Here is a 13,360-nt window from a genome sequence, read left to right as displayed (position 1 = left end):
CCATGCCGCTCATACTCGTCGTTGACGATCAGCCCAGCAACATCCACGCCCTCTACCAGCTGCTGGTGGACGAATGCGAGGTGTCGATGGCCACCAGCGGCGCCGAGGCGCTGGCCTTCTGCGCCCAGCAGCTGCCCGACCTGATCCTGCTCGACGTGCTGATGCCCGAGATGAGCGGTTACGAGGTCTGCGACCGCCTGAAGGCCGACCCGCGCACGCGCGGCATTCCCGTCATCTTCGTGACCGTACAGGGCAGCGCCGCCGACGAGGCCGAGGGCTTCGCGCATGGCGCGGTGGACTACATCCCCAAGCCCTTCGTCGATGTCGTCGTGAAGGCGCGCGTGCGCACCCAGCTGGCGCTGAAGCTGGCGTCGGAGAGCTTTGCGCGCTCGCAGATCGAGCTCTTCCAGCGCGACAAGCTCGCGTCGGTCGGCCGCACCATCGCCGGCATCGCGCAGGAGCTGAGCTCGCCGCTGGGCAACGCGCTGATCTCGGCCTGCACGATGCAGGACGACCTGGCCCAGCTGAACACGCTGGTGCAGGCCGGCCAGCTCAAGCGCAGCGACCTCGACAAGCATCTGCGCGTCAGCGAGGAGAGCGTCGGCCTGGTGCTGTCCAACCTGCAGCGCACGCTGTCCATCGTCGACTCCTTCCTGCAGTCCACGGCCGACAACTTCGGCGACCAGCGCCGCAGCTTCTCGCTGCTGGAGCTTGTCCACGAGGTCGTCGCCGGCCTGTCGGAGGCGCTGGAGGCCCACCAGGTGCACTGCGAGCTGGACGCGGGCGACGACCTGCACCTGCTGAGCTTCCGCGGCGCGCTGGCCAAGGTGCTTTCCACGCTGATCCAGAACGCCGTCAAGCACGCCTACCGCGAGGCCGGCGGCGAGGTCCGCATCCGCGTGCGGCCGCTGGGCACGGACCAGCTCGTCGTCACCGTGCAGGACCACGGCGTCGGCATCCCGCCGGGCCTGCTGGGCCGCGTGTTCGACCCCTTCTTCTCGACCCGCTTCGGTCCCAACCGCAGCGAGCCCGGGCTCTACATCGTGCGCAACCTCGTCACCTTCGCGCTGGGCGGCCAGATCCAGGTCGAGTCCACGCCCGGCCTGGGCACCACGGTGCGGCTGACGCTGCCGATGATTTCACCGGAGGCGCGGCGCACGGCTGCGGGCTGATCGCGATGCGCCGGCGTGCCGCTTGGAGCCTGCTGCAGGCGGCGCTGGTGGTCGCCGTGGCGGTGGTCGCGTGGCTGCTGTGGCACCCGCCCGGCGAGCGCAGGCCCATCGTCATCGGCGTGCTGCATTCGCTCAGCGGCACGCTGGCCGTCAGCGAGGCGCCCCTCGTCGCCGCCGTGCAGATGGCGGCGGCCGAGATCAACGCGGCCGGCGGCCTGCTCGGGCGGCCGGTGCAGGTGCTGGTCGAGGACACCCGCTCCGACCCCGCGCGGGCCGCCGTGGCGGCCGAACGCCTGATCGGCGAGAAGCAGGCCGTGGCGCTGTTCGGCTGCTGGACCTCGGCCTGCCGCAAGGCCGTCAAGCCCGTCATCGAGGCGCACCGGCATCTGCTGTTCTACCCGATGGCCTACGAAGGCCTGGAGCAGTCGCCCCACATCGTCTACCTGGGTGCGTCGCCGAACCAGCAGCTGCTGCCGGCCACCGGCTGGGCCATGCAGGGCTTCGGGCGGCGGGTCTATCTGGTGGGCTCGGACTATGTGTTCCCGCGCGTCGCCCATGCGCTGCTGCGCGACTTCGTCCAGCTCCAAGGCGGCCAGGTGCTGGGCGAGCGCCTGCTGCCGCTGGGATCGACCGGCATGGCGGACGTCGTCGTCGACCTGCGCCGGCTGAAGCCCGACCTGGTGCTCAGCACGATCAATGGCGACAGCAACGCGGCGCTGTTCGGCGCGCTGGCGGACGCCGGCATGGGCAGTCTGCCGCTGCTGTCCTTCAGCGCCGACGAGCCGGCGATGCACGCCGAAGGCGGCGGGCGGCTGGAACGGCATTTCGCCGCATGGAGCTATCTGGCCTCGCTGCCCGGCCCCGGCAACGGCGACTTCCTGGCCCGGCTGCGCCGCTTCGATGGCGACAGGGCCAAGGCCAGCGACCCGGTGGTCTCGGCCTATGTCGGCGTGCAGCTCTGGGCGGCCGCGGTGCGCGAGGTCGGCGACCCGCAGACCGAGGCGGTCAACGCCAACATCGGCCAGCAGTCGGTCGTTGCGCCCCATGGCGTCGCGATCGTCGATGCGCAGACCCGCCACCTGTGGCGGCAGCTGCGCATCGCCCAGGTCCGCGCCGACGGGCGGCTCGACGAGGTGTTCGCGTCGCCGCGCTACATCAAGCCCTCGCCCTGGCCGACCTACCGGCCCAAGGCCTTCTGGGAAGCCCTGCCGGAAAGCCATGCCGAGCGCTGACGCCATCGCCGCCCCAGCCCCGTCGCGGCCGGCCCCGGGGCTGGGACCGGCCCTGCTCATCGGCTTCATGCTGCTGTCCGTGCTGCCGCTCGGGCTGGCGGGATGGTGGCAGTTGCAGGCCTCCGAGAGCCAACTGCGCGCCCTCGTGACCGAGGGCCTGGTGGCGATCACGCGCAAGAAGGTCCACGAGATCAACGAGTTCCTCAACGAGGTCGACGTCGACGCCCGCCTCGTCGCCCAGTCGAGCGACAGCGGCGAACTGCTGGCGCAGCAACGGGACGCGGCCGCGACGCGCGTGCCGGCCGCGAGCCTGGCCTTCTTCCAGCGCCTGCGCGACAACGGCAAATACCTCAACCTGCTGCTGGTGCAGCCCGATGGCCGCATCAGCTATGCGCTCGAACCGCTCGCCGGCCCGGTGCCGGCGCGGCTGGACCAGGGGCCCTTCGAAGGCAGCGACCTGCTCGCGGCCCACCGCCTCGTCATCGAACAGCTCAACCCCCAACTGGCCCGCATGCAGCCGCCGCGCGGGGCCGGGCCGGCCGCGCCCTTCGTGATCCATCCCGTCGTCGCCGCGGGCCGCGTGCTCGGCAGCGTCGTGCTGCAGCTGGACATGCGGCGCCTGACGGCCGTTGCCGCCGATCGCTCGGGCCTGGCGCTGAGCGGCGAGACCGTGCTGCTGCAGCGCGACGGCGAGCGGGCCGTCTTCGTCAACGTGGGGCGGCGTGCGGCCGGCGCGGCGGCCCGGTCGATCGACCCGCAGATGAGCCCCCCCGTGCCGGCCCTGCGCGGGCTGCGCGGCGAAAGCGGCAGCGGCCTGGCGCGCGACTACGCCGGCGTCGACGTGATCGCCGCCTGGGCCCACCTGCCGGCGCTGGGCTGGGGCATCGCCAGCAAGATCGATGCGGACGAGGCCCTGGCGCCGGCCCGCCTGCTGCGCCAGCGGCTGCTGCTGCTGGTCGCGCTGGTCTCGCTGGCCGCGCTGGCGCTGGCCCTGCTGGCCGGGCGGCGGCTGCTGGCGCCGGTGCGGCAGCTGACCCGCTCGGCCGCGCGCATCGCCGACGGCCGCCTGGACGAGCGGGCGCCGGTCAACGGCTTCCGCGAGTTCCGCACGCTGGCGCTCAGCTTCAACCGCATGACCGAGCAGTTGGCGGCCGAGAGGCAGTTGCTGGAAGCGCGCGTGGAGCAGCGCACGCGGGCGCTGAACGACAGCGAGCGGCGCTTTCGCGGCATGTTCGAGCGTGCCCAGGTGGGCATCGCGCTGTGCGATGCGCATGGCCTCATCGTCGACGTGAACACCGCGCTGACGGCCATGCTCTGCCGCTCGGCCGAGTCGCTGCGCGGCGCCAAGCTGGCCGACCTGCCGGACTTCCGCCCCGGCCGGCTGCACGGCGGCGAGCTGAACCGCCTGGCCAGCGCGCGGCTGGACCATGTCCGCTTCGAGCGCGGCTTCGCGCTGCCGGGCGGCGGCGAGCTCTTCGTCGACGGCAGCGCCAGCGCCATCCGCGACCGGCGCGGCCGGCTGGTCAACGTCGTGCAGATGCTGATCGACGTGACCGAGCGCCACCGCGCCGAGGTCGAGCTGGTGCGCGCGCGCGTCGTGGCCGAGGCGGCCAGCCAGGCCAAGAGCGACTTCCTGGCCAATATGAGCCACGAGATCCGCACGCCGATGAGCGGTGCCCTGGGCATGCTCAACCTGCTGCTGCGCACCGGGCTGACGCCGCGCCAGCACGACTACGCGAGCAAGGCCCGCACGGCGGCCCAGGCGCTGCTGGCCGTCATCAACGATGTGCTGGACTTCTCCAAGGTCGAGGCCGGCAAGATGGAGCTGGACCCGCACCGCTTCGAGCTCAGCGAGTTCATGCGCGAGCTGGCCGTGATCCTGTCGGCCCAGGTCGGCGCCAAGGACGTCGAGATGCTGTTCCGCCTCGACCCGCGCCTGCCGGCGGCCCTGGTCGGCGATGCGACGCGGCTGCGCCAGGTGCTGCTGAACCTGGCCGGCAATGCGCTCAAGTTCACCGAGCATGGCGAGGTCGTGCTGGGGCTGGCGCTGCTGAAGGCGGAGGACGGCCAGGCCCGCATCCGCTTCGAGGTCGGCGACACCGGCATCGGCATCCCGGACGACAAGCTGGAGCACATCTTCACCGGCTTCAGCCAGGCCGAGCAGTCGACCTCGCGACGCTACGGCGGCACCGGCCTGGGCCTGGCGATCAGCCGCCGCCTCGTCGCGCTGATGGGCGGCGAGCTGCGCGTGCAAAGCCGCGTCGGCGAGGGCAGCCGCTTCCATTTCGAGCTGGCGCTGCCCGTCGCACCCGCCCAAGCCCTGCCGCCGGAGCCGGTCCGCCCCGGCCTCAAGGTGTTGATCGTCGACGACAACCCGATGGCCCGCGAGGTGCTGCAGGGCATCGCCTCGAGCCTGGGCTGGGACTGCGACCTGGCCGCCAGCGGCGAGCAGGCCCTGGCCCTGGTGCATCTGGCCGCCGAGCGCGGCGAGCCGCACTACGAGCTCATCCTGATGGACTGGCGCATGCCCGGGCTGGACGGCTGGGAGACCTCGCGCCGCATCCGCGACAGCCACGAGTCCGACGCGCCCGTCATCATCATGGTCACGGCCCACGGCCGCGAGCTGCTGGCCGAGCGCAGCGAGCAGGAGATCGCCAGCCTGGGCGGCTATCTGGTCAAGCCGGTCACGGCCTCCATGCTGCACGACGTGGTCGCCGAGGCCACGCGCGGCGAGCCGGTGCAGCTGCGCCCGGGCGAGGGCGGCGAGCCGCGGCTGACAGGCATGCGCCTGCTCGTCGTCGAGGACAACGGCTTCAACCGCCAGGTCGCGCAGGAACTGCTGGAAGGCGAGGGCGCCAGCGTCACGCTGGCCGGCGGCGGCATCGAGGGCGTGCACCTGGCCGCAGTCGCGGAGCCTGGCTTCGACGCCATCCTGATGGACCTGCAGATGCCCGACATCGACGGCTTCGAGGCGACGCAGCGCATCCTGGCGCGCCGCCCCGGCAGCCTCGTCATCGCGATGACGGCGAATGCGATGGCCGCCGACCGCGAGGCCTGCCTGGCCGCCGGCATGCGCGACCACATCGCCAAGCCGGTGGACCTGGAGCAGCTCGTCGCCTGCCTGCGCCGCCATGTCGGCCATGTCGAGCCGGCGCTGGCCCGCGCGCCCGAGGCCGCACCGGCGCCCGTGCTGCTGGACCGCGACGCCGCGCTGCAGCGCCTGGGCGGCCGGCAGGCCCTGTATGAGCGCCTCGCCAAGTCCTTCGTGCTGGACATGCCGGCCGAGATGGGCGCGCTGCGCCGCCATCTGCGCGGGCAGGCCGCCGGCGACGCGCTGCGCGTGCTGCACACGCTGCGCGGCCTGGCCGGCGGCGTCGGCGCGAACGCGCTGGCCGCGCTGGCCGGGCGGCAGGAAGAGGCGCTGCGGAGCCGCGGCGACATCGCGGCGGCCGAGGCGGGGCTGGGCGAACTGCAGACCCTGCTGGACGCCACGCTGAGGCTGCTGGATCCCGGCGCAGCCGCCGGCCCGGCCGCGCCGCAGGCGCAGGCGCCGGGCACGCCGCTGGAGGCGCTGCGGCGGCTGCGCCTGCTGCTGGTGGAGCGCAATATGCGCTCGGTGGCCGCCTGCGAGCAACTGGCCACCGCCCATGGCGACGCGCTGGGGCCGGAGTTCGCGGCGCTGGGCGCGGCCGTCGCGCGGCTGGATTTCGCGAAGGCGCTGAAGGCCTGCGACCTGCTGCTGGACCGGCTCAATCCGCGCTGACGCGCGGCGGCTGCGGGCGCGAGCGTCGCGCGGCCAGCACATGCACCCAGACCAGCGGCAGCAGGCCCAGGCCCGTGCCCCAGTGCAGCAGGCTGGCGCCGGCATGCCAGTGCTCGGGCGCGTAGTAGAGCGCCAGGCCGCTGGTGAGCAGCACCCCGCTGAGCGCGACGAGGCCGCCGCCACTCCACAGGCTGCGCTTCAGCCGCCAGCCGAACACGATGTGCACGGCGCTCATCGAGCCCAGCACGAGCAGAAAGACCTGGGCCAGCATGCCGTGCAGCCGCAGCGCCCAGGGCTCGATGGGGCTGGGCAGCTCCTCGCCGAAGGTGCCGGTGGAACGCAGCAGGTGGTGGGCCAGCAGCCAGGCGATGCCGGTCAGCGTGAGCGCCAGCGTGGACGCATGCACGGCCCAGCGCTGCCAGCGCTGCGGGCGCAGGCCCACGGGCAGCGGCCGCGTGGCCGGCGGCCGGTGCAGGTGGTGGCGGGCATGCGCCGCCCGAGGACTGTGGGGCCGGTTCAAGCGGAGCCTGCTACAGCGTCAGCGGTTCGTCCTGCTCGCGCCAGAGCAGGGCCTGCGCCCGCTCGGCGCGCAGCAGCGGTGCGGCCTCGGCGCCGCGCAGCCAGACCACCTTGGTCAGCGCATCGGCGACGGCACAGCAAGGGGCGAATACGGTCACGGACATGGGCGGATTGTCCTCGACGCCCCGGGCCGGCCCGACGAGGTGGGCCGCGCGGCGGTCGGGCTGGGCTAGGAGCCTGCGCGGCAGAGCGTGGCACCCGCGTTGGGCCTGGCTCGGGCGCAGGCTAGGCGCGAGGAGGCCGCGGGCTCGCGCCCGCAACGACGAGCAACACCGCATGCGCCCGAGCCAGGCCCAACCCGAAGGGCCGGGGCGATTTGCGGGGCCATGCGGCGTTGCCGGCTCGTTGTGGGTCCCGACCCACGCCTCGCCGGCGCCTGGCCTGGCCTCGCAACTCGCCCCGGCGCGGGCGCTACGCTCTGCCGCGCAGGCTCCTAACAGCCAGGCGCTGGTGGCGCAGGCCATGTCGCGGATCTCGGCCACGGGCCGGGCGAGGCCGGGCCGGCGCGGGTCGCGCAGCTGCACGGTCAGCGGCTGCGGGCCGAACGTGCGCAGGTCGCCGCCCGCGTTGACGACGCCGGCCGCGACGCCTGCGTCGCGCAGGGCCTGCACGGCCGCGTCGACCGCATGGCCCTTGGCGATGCCGCCGAGGTCGATCCACACGGGCCGGCGCAGGCGCAGCTGCGCATCGTCGAGCAGCTCGATGCCTTCGGCCAGCGACGTGGCCGTGCCGGGCAGGGCGTCGTCGGGCCGCGGCAGCAGGCCGCGCTCGACCAGGGCCGCGGCGCAGCAGGGGTTGAAGGCGCCATCGCTGCCGGCCTCCAGCCGCAGCGCGAGCGCGAGGACGGCGTGGGTGTCGGGCGCGACGCGCAGCACCGTGCCGGCGGCGGCGCGCGCGACGCGGCGCAGGTCGCTGGCTGCGTCATGGAAGCTCATCGCCGCGTGCACCTCGGCCACGCGGCGGAAGGCCAGGGCCAGCGCCGGCTCGGCGACGTCCGCGGGCGCCTGCACCTCGATGTCGACGAGGGTGCCGAGCAGGGCCTGGGCCCGCCGCGTGCTGCCCACTCAGAGCCGCCCGCTGGCGTGCAGCCGCTCCAGCAGCGCGACGATGTGGCGCACGCCGTCCGTGACGTGGGTGCAGCTCAGCGTCGCGCCGCTGATGTTGGCGATGTCGTCGCCGATGCGCAGCGGCGCCCGTGCGTCCTTGCCGACGAACTGTTTGCGCCAGGCCGGCAGCTTGATCTCGTAGCCGTGGCTTTCGCGGTAGTTCAGCACTTCGATGCTGCGGACATGGCCGTCGCTGCCGACGGCGACCGCATAGTCGATCAATTCGAACTTGCCGACGACGGCGTCGGCCACGATGACACCCAGCACCTGCTCGCCCTTGAGCGCGACGAGGGCGCGCCAGGTCGACGTGCGCGGCGTGGCGCCGCCCAGCGCGGCGAGGGCCTTGATGTCGTCGGCCGTGGCCTGCACGAGCTGGTCGCGCCAGGCCGTGGCCTCGGGAAAGGCGCGTTTCGCGGCCTCGTCGAGCGTCGCGAACTGCGCCGCCTGCACGAGGGCAGGCGCCGCGAGGGCCAGCGGGAGCCAGCGCAGCGTGCCCATCAGAAGGCGTAGCCGACGCCGAGGTCGAGGCGGTTGTTGTCGGTGTTGAGCCTGAAGCGCTGCAGATCGGCCTTCAGCACGACGTTGGGGTTCAGGTAGAAGTTCAGGCCCACGGTGCGCACGCCCTCGGTGCCGTAACTGCCCGGGTTGATGCCGGCGGGCAGGCCGTCGAAGCCGCGGCCGGTGTTGTAGCGCTCGTAGCGGACGAAGGGTGCGAGCACGCGATCGCCCTTGAGCTGCCAGCGGTAGGCGGCCTGCGCGTACCAGCCGTCGAAGGCATTGGGCACGAAGGCGGGGTCCGTGGACTTGTCCAGGAAGGACTGGTTGAGGTCGCCCGCACCCTTGATGCCGCCGCGGGTGTAGAGGGCCGACAGGTCCCAGGCGCCGGGAGTCCAGCGGGCGTGCACGTCCCACAGGCCGACCTTGGCGCCGGGCGACGCGAAGCCGGCCGTGCCGTGGGCGGCCTTGCCGCCGAAGACCGAGGCGCCCAGGCGCAGGCCCGGGATGCCGCGCCAGTCGACGCTGCCGAACCAGGCCAGGCTGTGCGCCTTGGCGAGCTGCATCTCCTGGTGGATGGAGGCCAGCGGCTTTTCGCGGCCCTCGCCGGACGTGGCATCCCACTTGGTCAGGTCGAAGCCCGTCGTGATGCCGGCGCTCCAGCTGATGCCGCTGTCGTGTTCGCCGAAGACCTGCAGGCCGCCTTCGCGCCAGGTCGACGGGATGATGGCCGTCTCGACGAAGTTGCGCTCCACGCCGTAGTAGGCGGTGGGCTCGTGGTTGGCGTTGAGCAGGCCGACCGGCATCAGGAAGAGGCCGGCGCGCAGGCCGTAGGTCTCGTTCAGGCGGTGTTCGATGTAGAGCTGCTCGACCGCGACCTCGCCCTGGTCGGACGAGGACGTGACGCTGTGCTCCACCTCAAGCTCGGAGACCATCTTGGTCTGCTCGTCGAAGCGGTGCTGCAGCCCGATGACGAAGCGGCGGATGTCGGCCTGGGCCTTGCTGCCGTCCTTGGGGCGGTTGTAGGTGAGCTCGCCATAGGAGCTGACGACGGTGGCGGGCTGGGCCGGCGCAGCGGGCGCCAGGGCGACCGGAGCGGCGGCCTGCACGGCAGCGGGGGCCGGAGCCGGTGCGGCCTGCTGGGCCTGCCTGAGCTGCTGCAGCTCGGCCTTCACGCGCTCGAGTTCGCGGGCCAGCAGCTCCACGCGCTGCAGCAGTGCCTCCTGGTTGGGCGGCTGGGTCTGGGCGAAGGCGGTGGCGGCGCCGAGCGTCAGCGCGGCGGCGAGGGCGAGGCGCGACAGTGGCGCTGCGGGGAGATGGCGGGACATGGGGGGCTCCTGGGGATTACGGGTGGTCTTGAGGTCAGGGCGTGTAGCCGTCGTTGAGCGTCGCGAGGAAGGCGAGCACGTCTTCGATCTCGGCGTCGCTGAGCGCGGGCGCGTCGCCGGGCTTGCGGTTGTAGGGAACTTCCTTGGTGTTCACGTTGGCGCGGTAGGCCGGGGGCAGGTCGTTGAACTTGTCGGTCGTGCCGTTGACGACCGGGTACCAGAGCTCGGGGTTGGTGTCGCGCATGACGTAGAAGCGCAGCGCCTCGCGCAGCGTCTTGAAGCGGCCGTTGTGGAAGAAGGCCCGGCGCGTCGCGACGTTGCGCAGCGTCGGCACCTTGAACGCGCCGCAGAGGTCGCCGCGCGACTCGAGCCCGGGGCGGGTGGCCTGGCACAGGCCGAGGTCGAAATAGCCCGGGTCGGCCGTGGCCGGGATGTCCGTGTTGCGCGGCACGCCGAGGTTGTCGAAGGTGAAGTCGGTGAACAGCGGCGGCGAGCCGTCGCTGCCCCGCGCGCTCGGGTGGCAGGCCGCGCAGTTGCCCTTGGTCGGGTTGTTGAACAGCGCCAGACCGCGCAGTTCCTGGTCGCCGAGCTTGAGCTGGCCGGCCAGGAAGGCGTCGTACTTGCTCGTGAAGGGCGCGAACTCGGCCGTGTCTTCGAGCTGGTAGCGCTGCAGCGCATGCCGCATCGCCAGGAAGGCGGCGTCGGGGTCGGCCAGCACGTTGTCGCCGAAGGCCTTGCGGAAGTCCGCCGCATAGCTGGCGCGGGCGAGCTTGGCGACGACCGTCTTCGCGTCGCCATTGGCCATTTCGTGCGCGGCCAGGAAGGGCCGCACCGCCTGGGCGAGCAGGCTGTCGGCGCTGCCGTCGTGGTTGAAGCCGCCGGTGGGCGTGCCGTTCTTGGCGAAGAAGAAGGCCGGCGCGGTGGCCAGGTAGCGCAGCGAGGGCACGGCGCGCAAGCCCGCCACGTCCAGCGCCGGGCCACCAAGCTGCACGGCGAGGTCGCTGGTCTGTGCGTGGGCGGCGGCCGGGGCGTGGCAAGTGGCGCAGCTCATCCGGCCCGAGGCCGACAGCGAGGCGTCCTTGAAGATTTTTTCGCCCAGGGCCGCGGCCGGGGAGAGGCCGGGCGCGGCCGGCGCGGATGTGCCGCCTCCGCCGCAGCCCGCCAGCGCGGCGGCCACCGCCACCCCGGCCAGGGCCCGGCACCAACTGCGCATGGCCTGGAGTTTCTTCTTCTGCATGATTTTGGTTGCGTTTGCAAATGCGAGTAATTCGCATTAATGTTAACGAAGCGGCGGGATTGCCAAGCTGTCGGGAGGCTTGCAGCCGGCTCGTGTGGTCCGCGAGACCTGCATGGCCTGGACGGCCAATGAAGGCCCTCGGCAATCCAGAAGCGCCTACAATGCGAATCATTCTCATTCGAATCGCTCGCTTCGGCGGGCTCCTCACATGCCCGAGCCGCTGCCCTCCAGCCTCGCCGCCGCCCCCACGGGCCAGGCGCTGACCGTCCAGCAGGTCAGCGCGCCCGGGCATTCGCCGGAATGGGCCGCCTGGCTGTCCGACCTGGGCTTTCTGCCGGGCGAGGCGGTGCGCATCCTGCGCCGCGGCGCGCAGCGCACGGGCAACCTGGTCGTGCGCGTCGGCCAGTCGACGTTCGCGCTGCGCCATGCCGAGGCCGAATGCATCGCCGTGACCCCGCGCCATGGCTGAGGCCATCGTCCATGTCCACCGCGGCGGCAAGCTGGTCGCGCTGGTCGGCAACCCCAACTGCGGCAAGACCGCGCTGTTCAACGGCCTGACCGGCAGCCACCAGAAGGTGGCCAACTACGCCGGCGTCACCGTCGAGCGCAAGGAGGGCCGCCTCGTCACGGCCGCCGGCAAGGCGCTGCGCCTGCTGGACCTGCCCGGCACCTACAGCCTGCACCCGCGCTCGCCGGACGAACGCGTGACCTGCGACGTGCTGGCCGGCCGCGCCAAGGGCGAGAAGCGGCCCGACCTCGTCATCTGCGTGCTCGACGCGACCAATCTGCGCCGCAACCTGCGCCTGGTGCTGGCCGTGCGGCGCATGGGCCTGCCCATCGTCGTCGCGCTCAACATGGCCGACCTCGCGGCCCGGCGCGGCATCCATGTCGACCCGGCGGCGCTGAGCGCCCAGCTCGGCCTGCCGGTCGTGCGCACCGTCGCCATCCACCGCGAAGGCCTGGACGAGCTGCGTGCGCTGCTGGACCGGCCCGAGGTCTGGGCCGCTGCTGCGGCGCCCGCGCAGGCCGACCCTGTGGACGACCACGTCGCCGTCAAGGCGCTGCTGAACTCGCTCAACCTCGACCACGAACTGCCCCAACTGCCCAGCGACCGCGTCGACCGCGTGCTGCTGCATCCGGTGGCCGGCTCGGTCGTGCTGGCCGTGCTGCTCTTCCTGCTGTTCCAGGCCGTGTTCTCCTGGGCCGAGCCGCCCAAGAGCGCGATCGAGGGCGGCATGGCCTGGCTCGGCCAGCAGGTGGGCCATGGGCTGCCCGAGGGCTGGTTCCGCAGCCTCGTCGTCGACGGCGTCATCGCCGGCGCCGGCAGCGTGCTGGCCTTTCTGCCGCAGATCCTGATCCTGTTCTTCTTCATCCTCGTGCTGGAGGAGTCGGGCTATCTGCCGCGCGCCGCGCTGCTGCTGGACCGGCTGATGGGCAGCGTCGGCCTGTCGGGACGCAGCTTCATCCCGCTGCTGTCGAGTTTCGCCTGCGCCATCCCCGGCATCATGGCCACGCGCTCCATCTCCAACCCGCGCGACCGGCTCGTGACCATCATGATCGCGCCGCTGATGACCTGCTCGGCGCGGCTGCCCGTCTATGCGCTGCTGATCGGCGCCTTCGTGCCGCATCGCAACCTGGCGGGCTTCGAGCTGCGGGGCCTGGTGCTGTTCGGCCTTTATCTCGCCGGCATCCTCGGTGCTTTGTTCATCGCCTGGCTGATGAAGCGCTTCACCAGCGCCGGCCGCCTGGTGCGGCCGCTGATGATGGAACTGCCGGCCTACCACTGGCCGCATCCGCGCAGCATCGCGATCGGCCTGTGGCAGCGCGCAATGATCTTCGTGAAGCGCGTCGGCGGCATCATCCTCGTGCTGACCCTCGCGCTGTGGCTGCTGGCCAGCTTCCCCGGCCCGCCGGAGGGCGCCACGGGCGCGCCCATCCAGTACAGCGTGGCCGGCTGGCTGGGCGCCGGCCTGGCTAAGGTCTTCGCGCCCATCGGCTTCAACTGGCAGATCAGCCTGGCCCTGGTGCCGGGGCTGGCCGCGCGCGAGGTCGTGATCGGTGCCTTGGGAACCGTCTATGCGCTGTCCGCCACCGGCGACGAGGCCGCCCAGGCCCTGGCGCCGCTGGTCGCCCAGAGCTGGAGCCTGGCCACGGCGCTGTCGCTGCTGGCCTGGTATGTGTTCGCGCCGCAGTGCATTGCGACGATGGCCGCGGTGCGCCGCGAGACCGGCGGCCTCAGGCTGCCGCTGATCATGACGGGCTATCTCTTCGGCCTGGCCTATCTGGCCGCCTTCGTCACCTACCGCGTGGCGACCTGGCTGGGCGCGTGACCTTTCCTGTCCACTGCGCATGAAGGCAACGTATTCCGGGCCGAGCGCTGGGCCTGCCATTGGCCAGAGGCCAATGACCTTCCGTAGGCGCAAGCAGTCCGCAGGGACTGCTTGTGTC

At 72.4% G+C, this 13,360-nt stretch carries 10 protein-coding genes; 5 read left to right on the top strand and 5 right to left on the bottom strand.

Going from position 1 to position 13,360, the window contains the following annotated elements:
• The first annotated feature begins 2 nt into the window (after positions 1 to 2).
• The 3 genes from NYP07_RS16320 to NYP07_RS16310 are packed head-to-tail and all read left to right on the top strand — an operon-like array spanning position 3 to position 6,167.
• Complete coding sequence (locus tag NYP07_RS16320) at positions 3 to 1,172, top strand: ATP-binding response regulator (RefSeq protein ID WP_268152276.1); 1,170 nt, start codon at positions 3 to 5, stop codon at positions 1,170 to 1,172.
• 5 nt (positions 1,173 to 1,177) lie between these two features.
• Positions 1,178 to 2,404 carry an urea ABC transporter substrate-binding protein gene (locus NYP07_RS16315; RefSeq protein ID WP_268152275.1) on the top strand — a complete coding sequence of 409 codons (1,227 nt, stop codon included), beginning with the start codon at positions 1,178 to 1,180 and terminating at the stop codon, positions 2,402 to 2,404.
• Positions 2,391 to 6,167 (top strand): response regulator, encoded by a 3,777-nt coding sequence (locus tag NYP07_RS16310; protein WP_268152273.1) that lies wholly within the window; start codon positions 2,391 to 2,393, stop codon positions 6,165 to 6,167. Before NYP07_RS16315 ends, NYP07_RS16310 begins: the two co-directional genes overlap by 14 nt.
• Here NYP07_RS16310 and NYP07_RS16305 read toward each other — a convergent pair.
• From NYP07_RS16305 to NYP07_RS16285, 5 genes are read right to left on the bottom strand one after another with little or no spacing between them, the layout of a single operon-like run.
• A complete protein-coding gene (locus NYP07_RS16305; protein WP_268152271.1) occupies positions 6,154 to 6,687 on the bottom strand; it encodes a DUF4405 domain-containing protein in 534 nt (177 codons plus the stop codon). The two genes, NYP07_RS16310 and NYP07_RS16305, sit on opposite strands and share 14 nt — an antisense overlap.
• Before the next feature lie 10 nt (positions 6,688 to 6,697).
• Positions 6,698 to 7,810 carry an FAD:protein FMN transferase gene (locus NYP07_RS16300; protein ID WP_268152269.1) on the bottom strand — a complete coding sequence of 371 codons (1,113 nt, stop codon included), beginning with the start codon at positions 7,808 to 7,810 and terminating at the stop codon, positions 6,698 to 6,700.
• A complete protein-coding gene (locus NYP07_RS16295; RefSeq protein WP_268152267.1) occupies positions 7,811 to 8,350 on the bottom strand; it encodes an FMN-binding protein in 540 nt (179 codons plus the stop codon).
• The gene (locus tag NYP07_RS16290; protein WP_268152265.1) at positions 8,350 to 9,675 is read right to left on the bottom strand and encodes a porin family protein; all 1,326 of its coding nucleotides are present in this window, start codon (positions 9,673 to 9,675) and stop codon (positions 8,350 to 8,352) included. The genes NYP07_RS16295 and NYP07_RS16290 overlap by 1 nt, the downstream gene beginning before the upstream one ends.
• Before the next feature lie 34 nt (positions 9,676 to 9,709).
• Positions 9,710 to 10,912, bottom strand: a complete 1,203-nt coding sequence (locus NYP07_RS16285) for a cytochrome-c peroxidase (RefSeq protein ID WP_268152263.1) — start codon at positions 10,910 to 10,912, stop codon at positions 9,710 to 9,712.
• Between the two features lie 208 nt (positions 10,913 to 11,120).
• Here NYP07_RS16285 and NYP07_RS16280 point away from each other — a divergent pair, with 208 nt between their 5' ends.
• Both NYP07_RS16280 and feoB read left to right on the top strand, forming a co-directional pair.
• Positions 11,121 to 11,381 (top strand): FeoA family protein, encoded by a 261-nt coding sequence (locus tag NYP07_RS16280; RefSeq protein ID WP_268152261.1) that lies wholly within the window; start codon positions 11,121 to 11,123, stop codon positions 11,379 to 11,381.
• Positions 11,374 to 13,242, top strand: a complete 1,869-nt coding sequence (gene feoB / locus NYP07_RS16275; RefSeq protein WP_268152259.1) for a ferrous iron transporter B — start codon at positions 11,374 to 11,376, stop codon at positions 13,240 to 13,242. Before NYP07_RS16280 ends, feoB begins: the two co-directional genes overlap by 8 nt.
• Positions 13,243 to 13,360 lie beyond the last annotated feature (118 nt).

This window comes from Pelomonas aquatica, assembly GCF_026712205.1.
GTDB classification, from domain to species: domain Bacteria; phylum Pseudomonadota; class Gammaproteobacteria; order Burkholderiales; family Burkholderiaceae_C; genus Pelomonas; species Pelomonas aquatica.
Note: the sequence above shows the minus strand (reverse complement) of the source record. Positions and strands in the feature narration are given on the sequence as shown.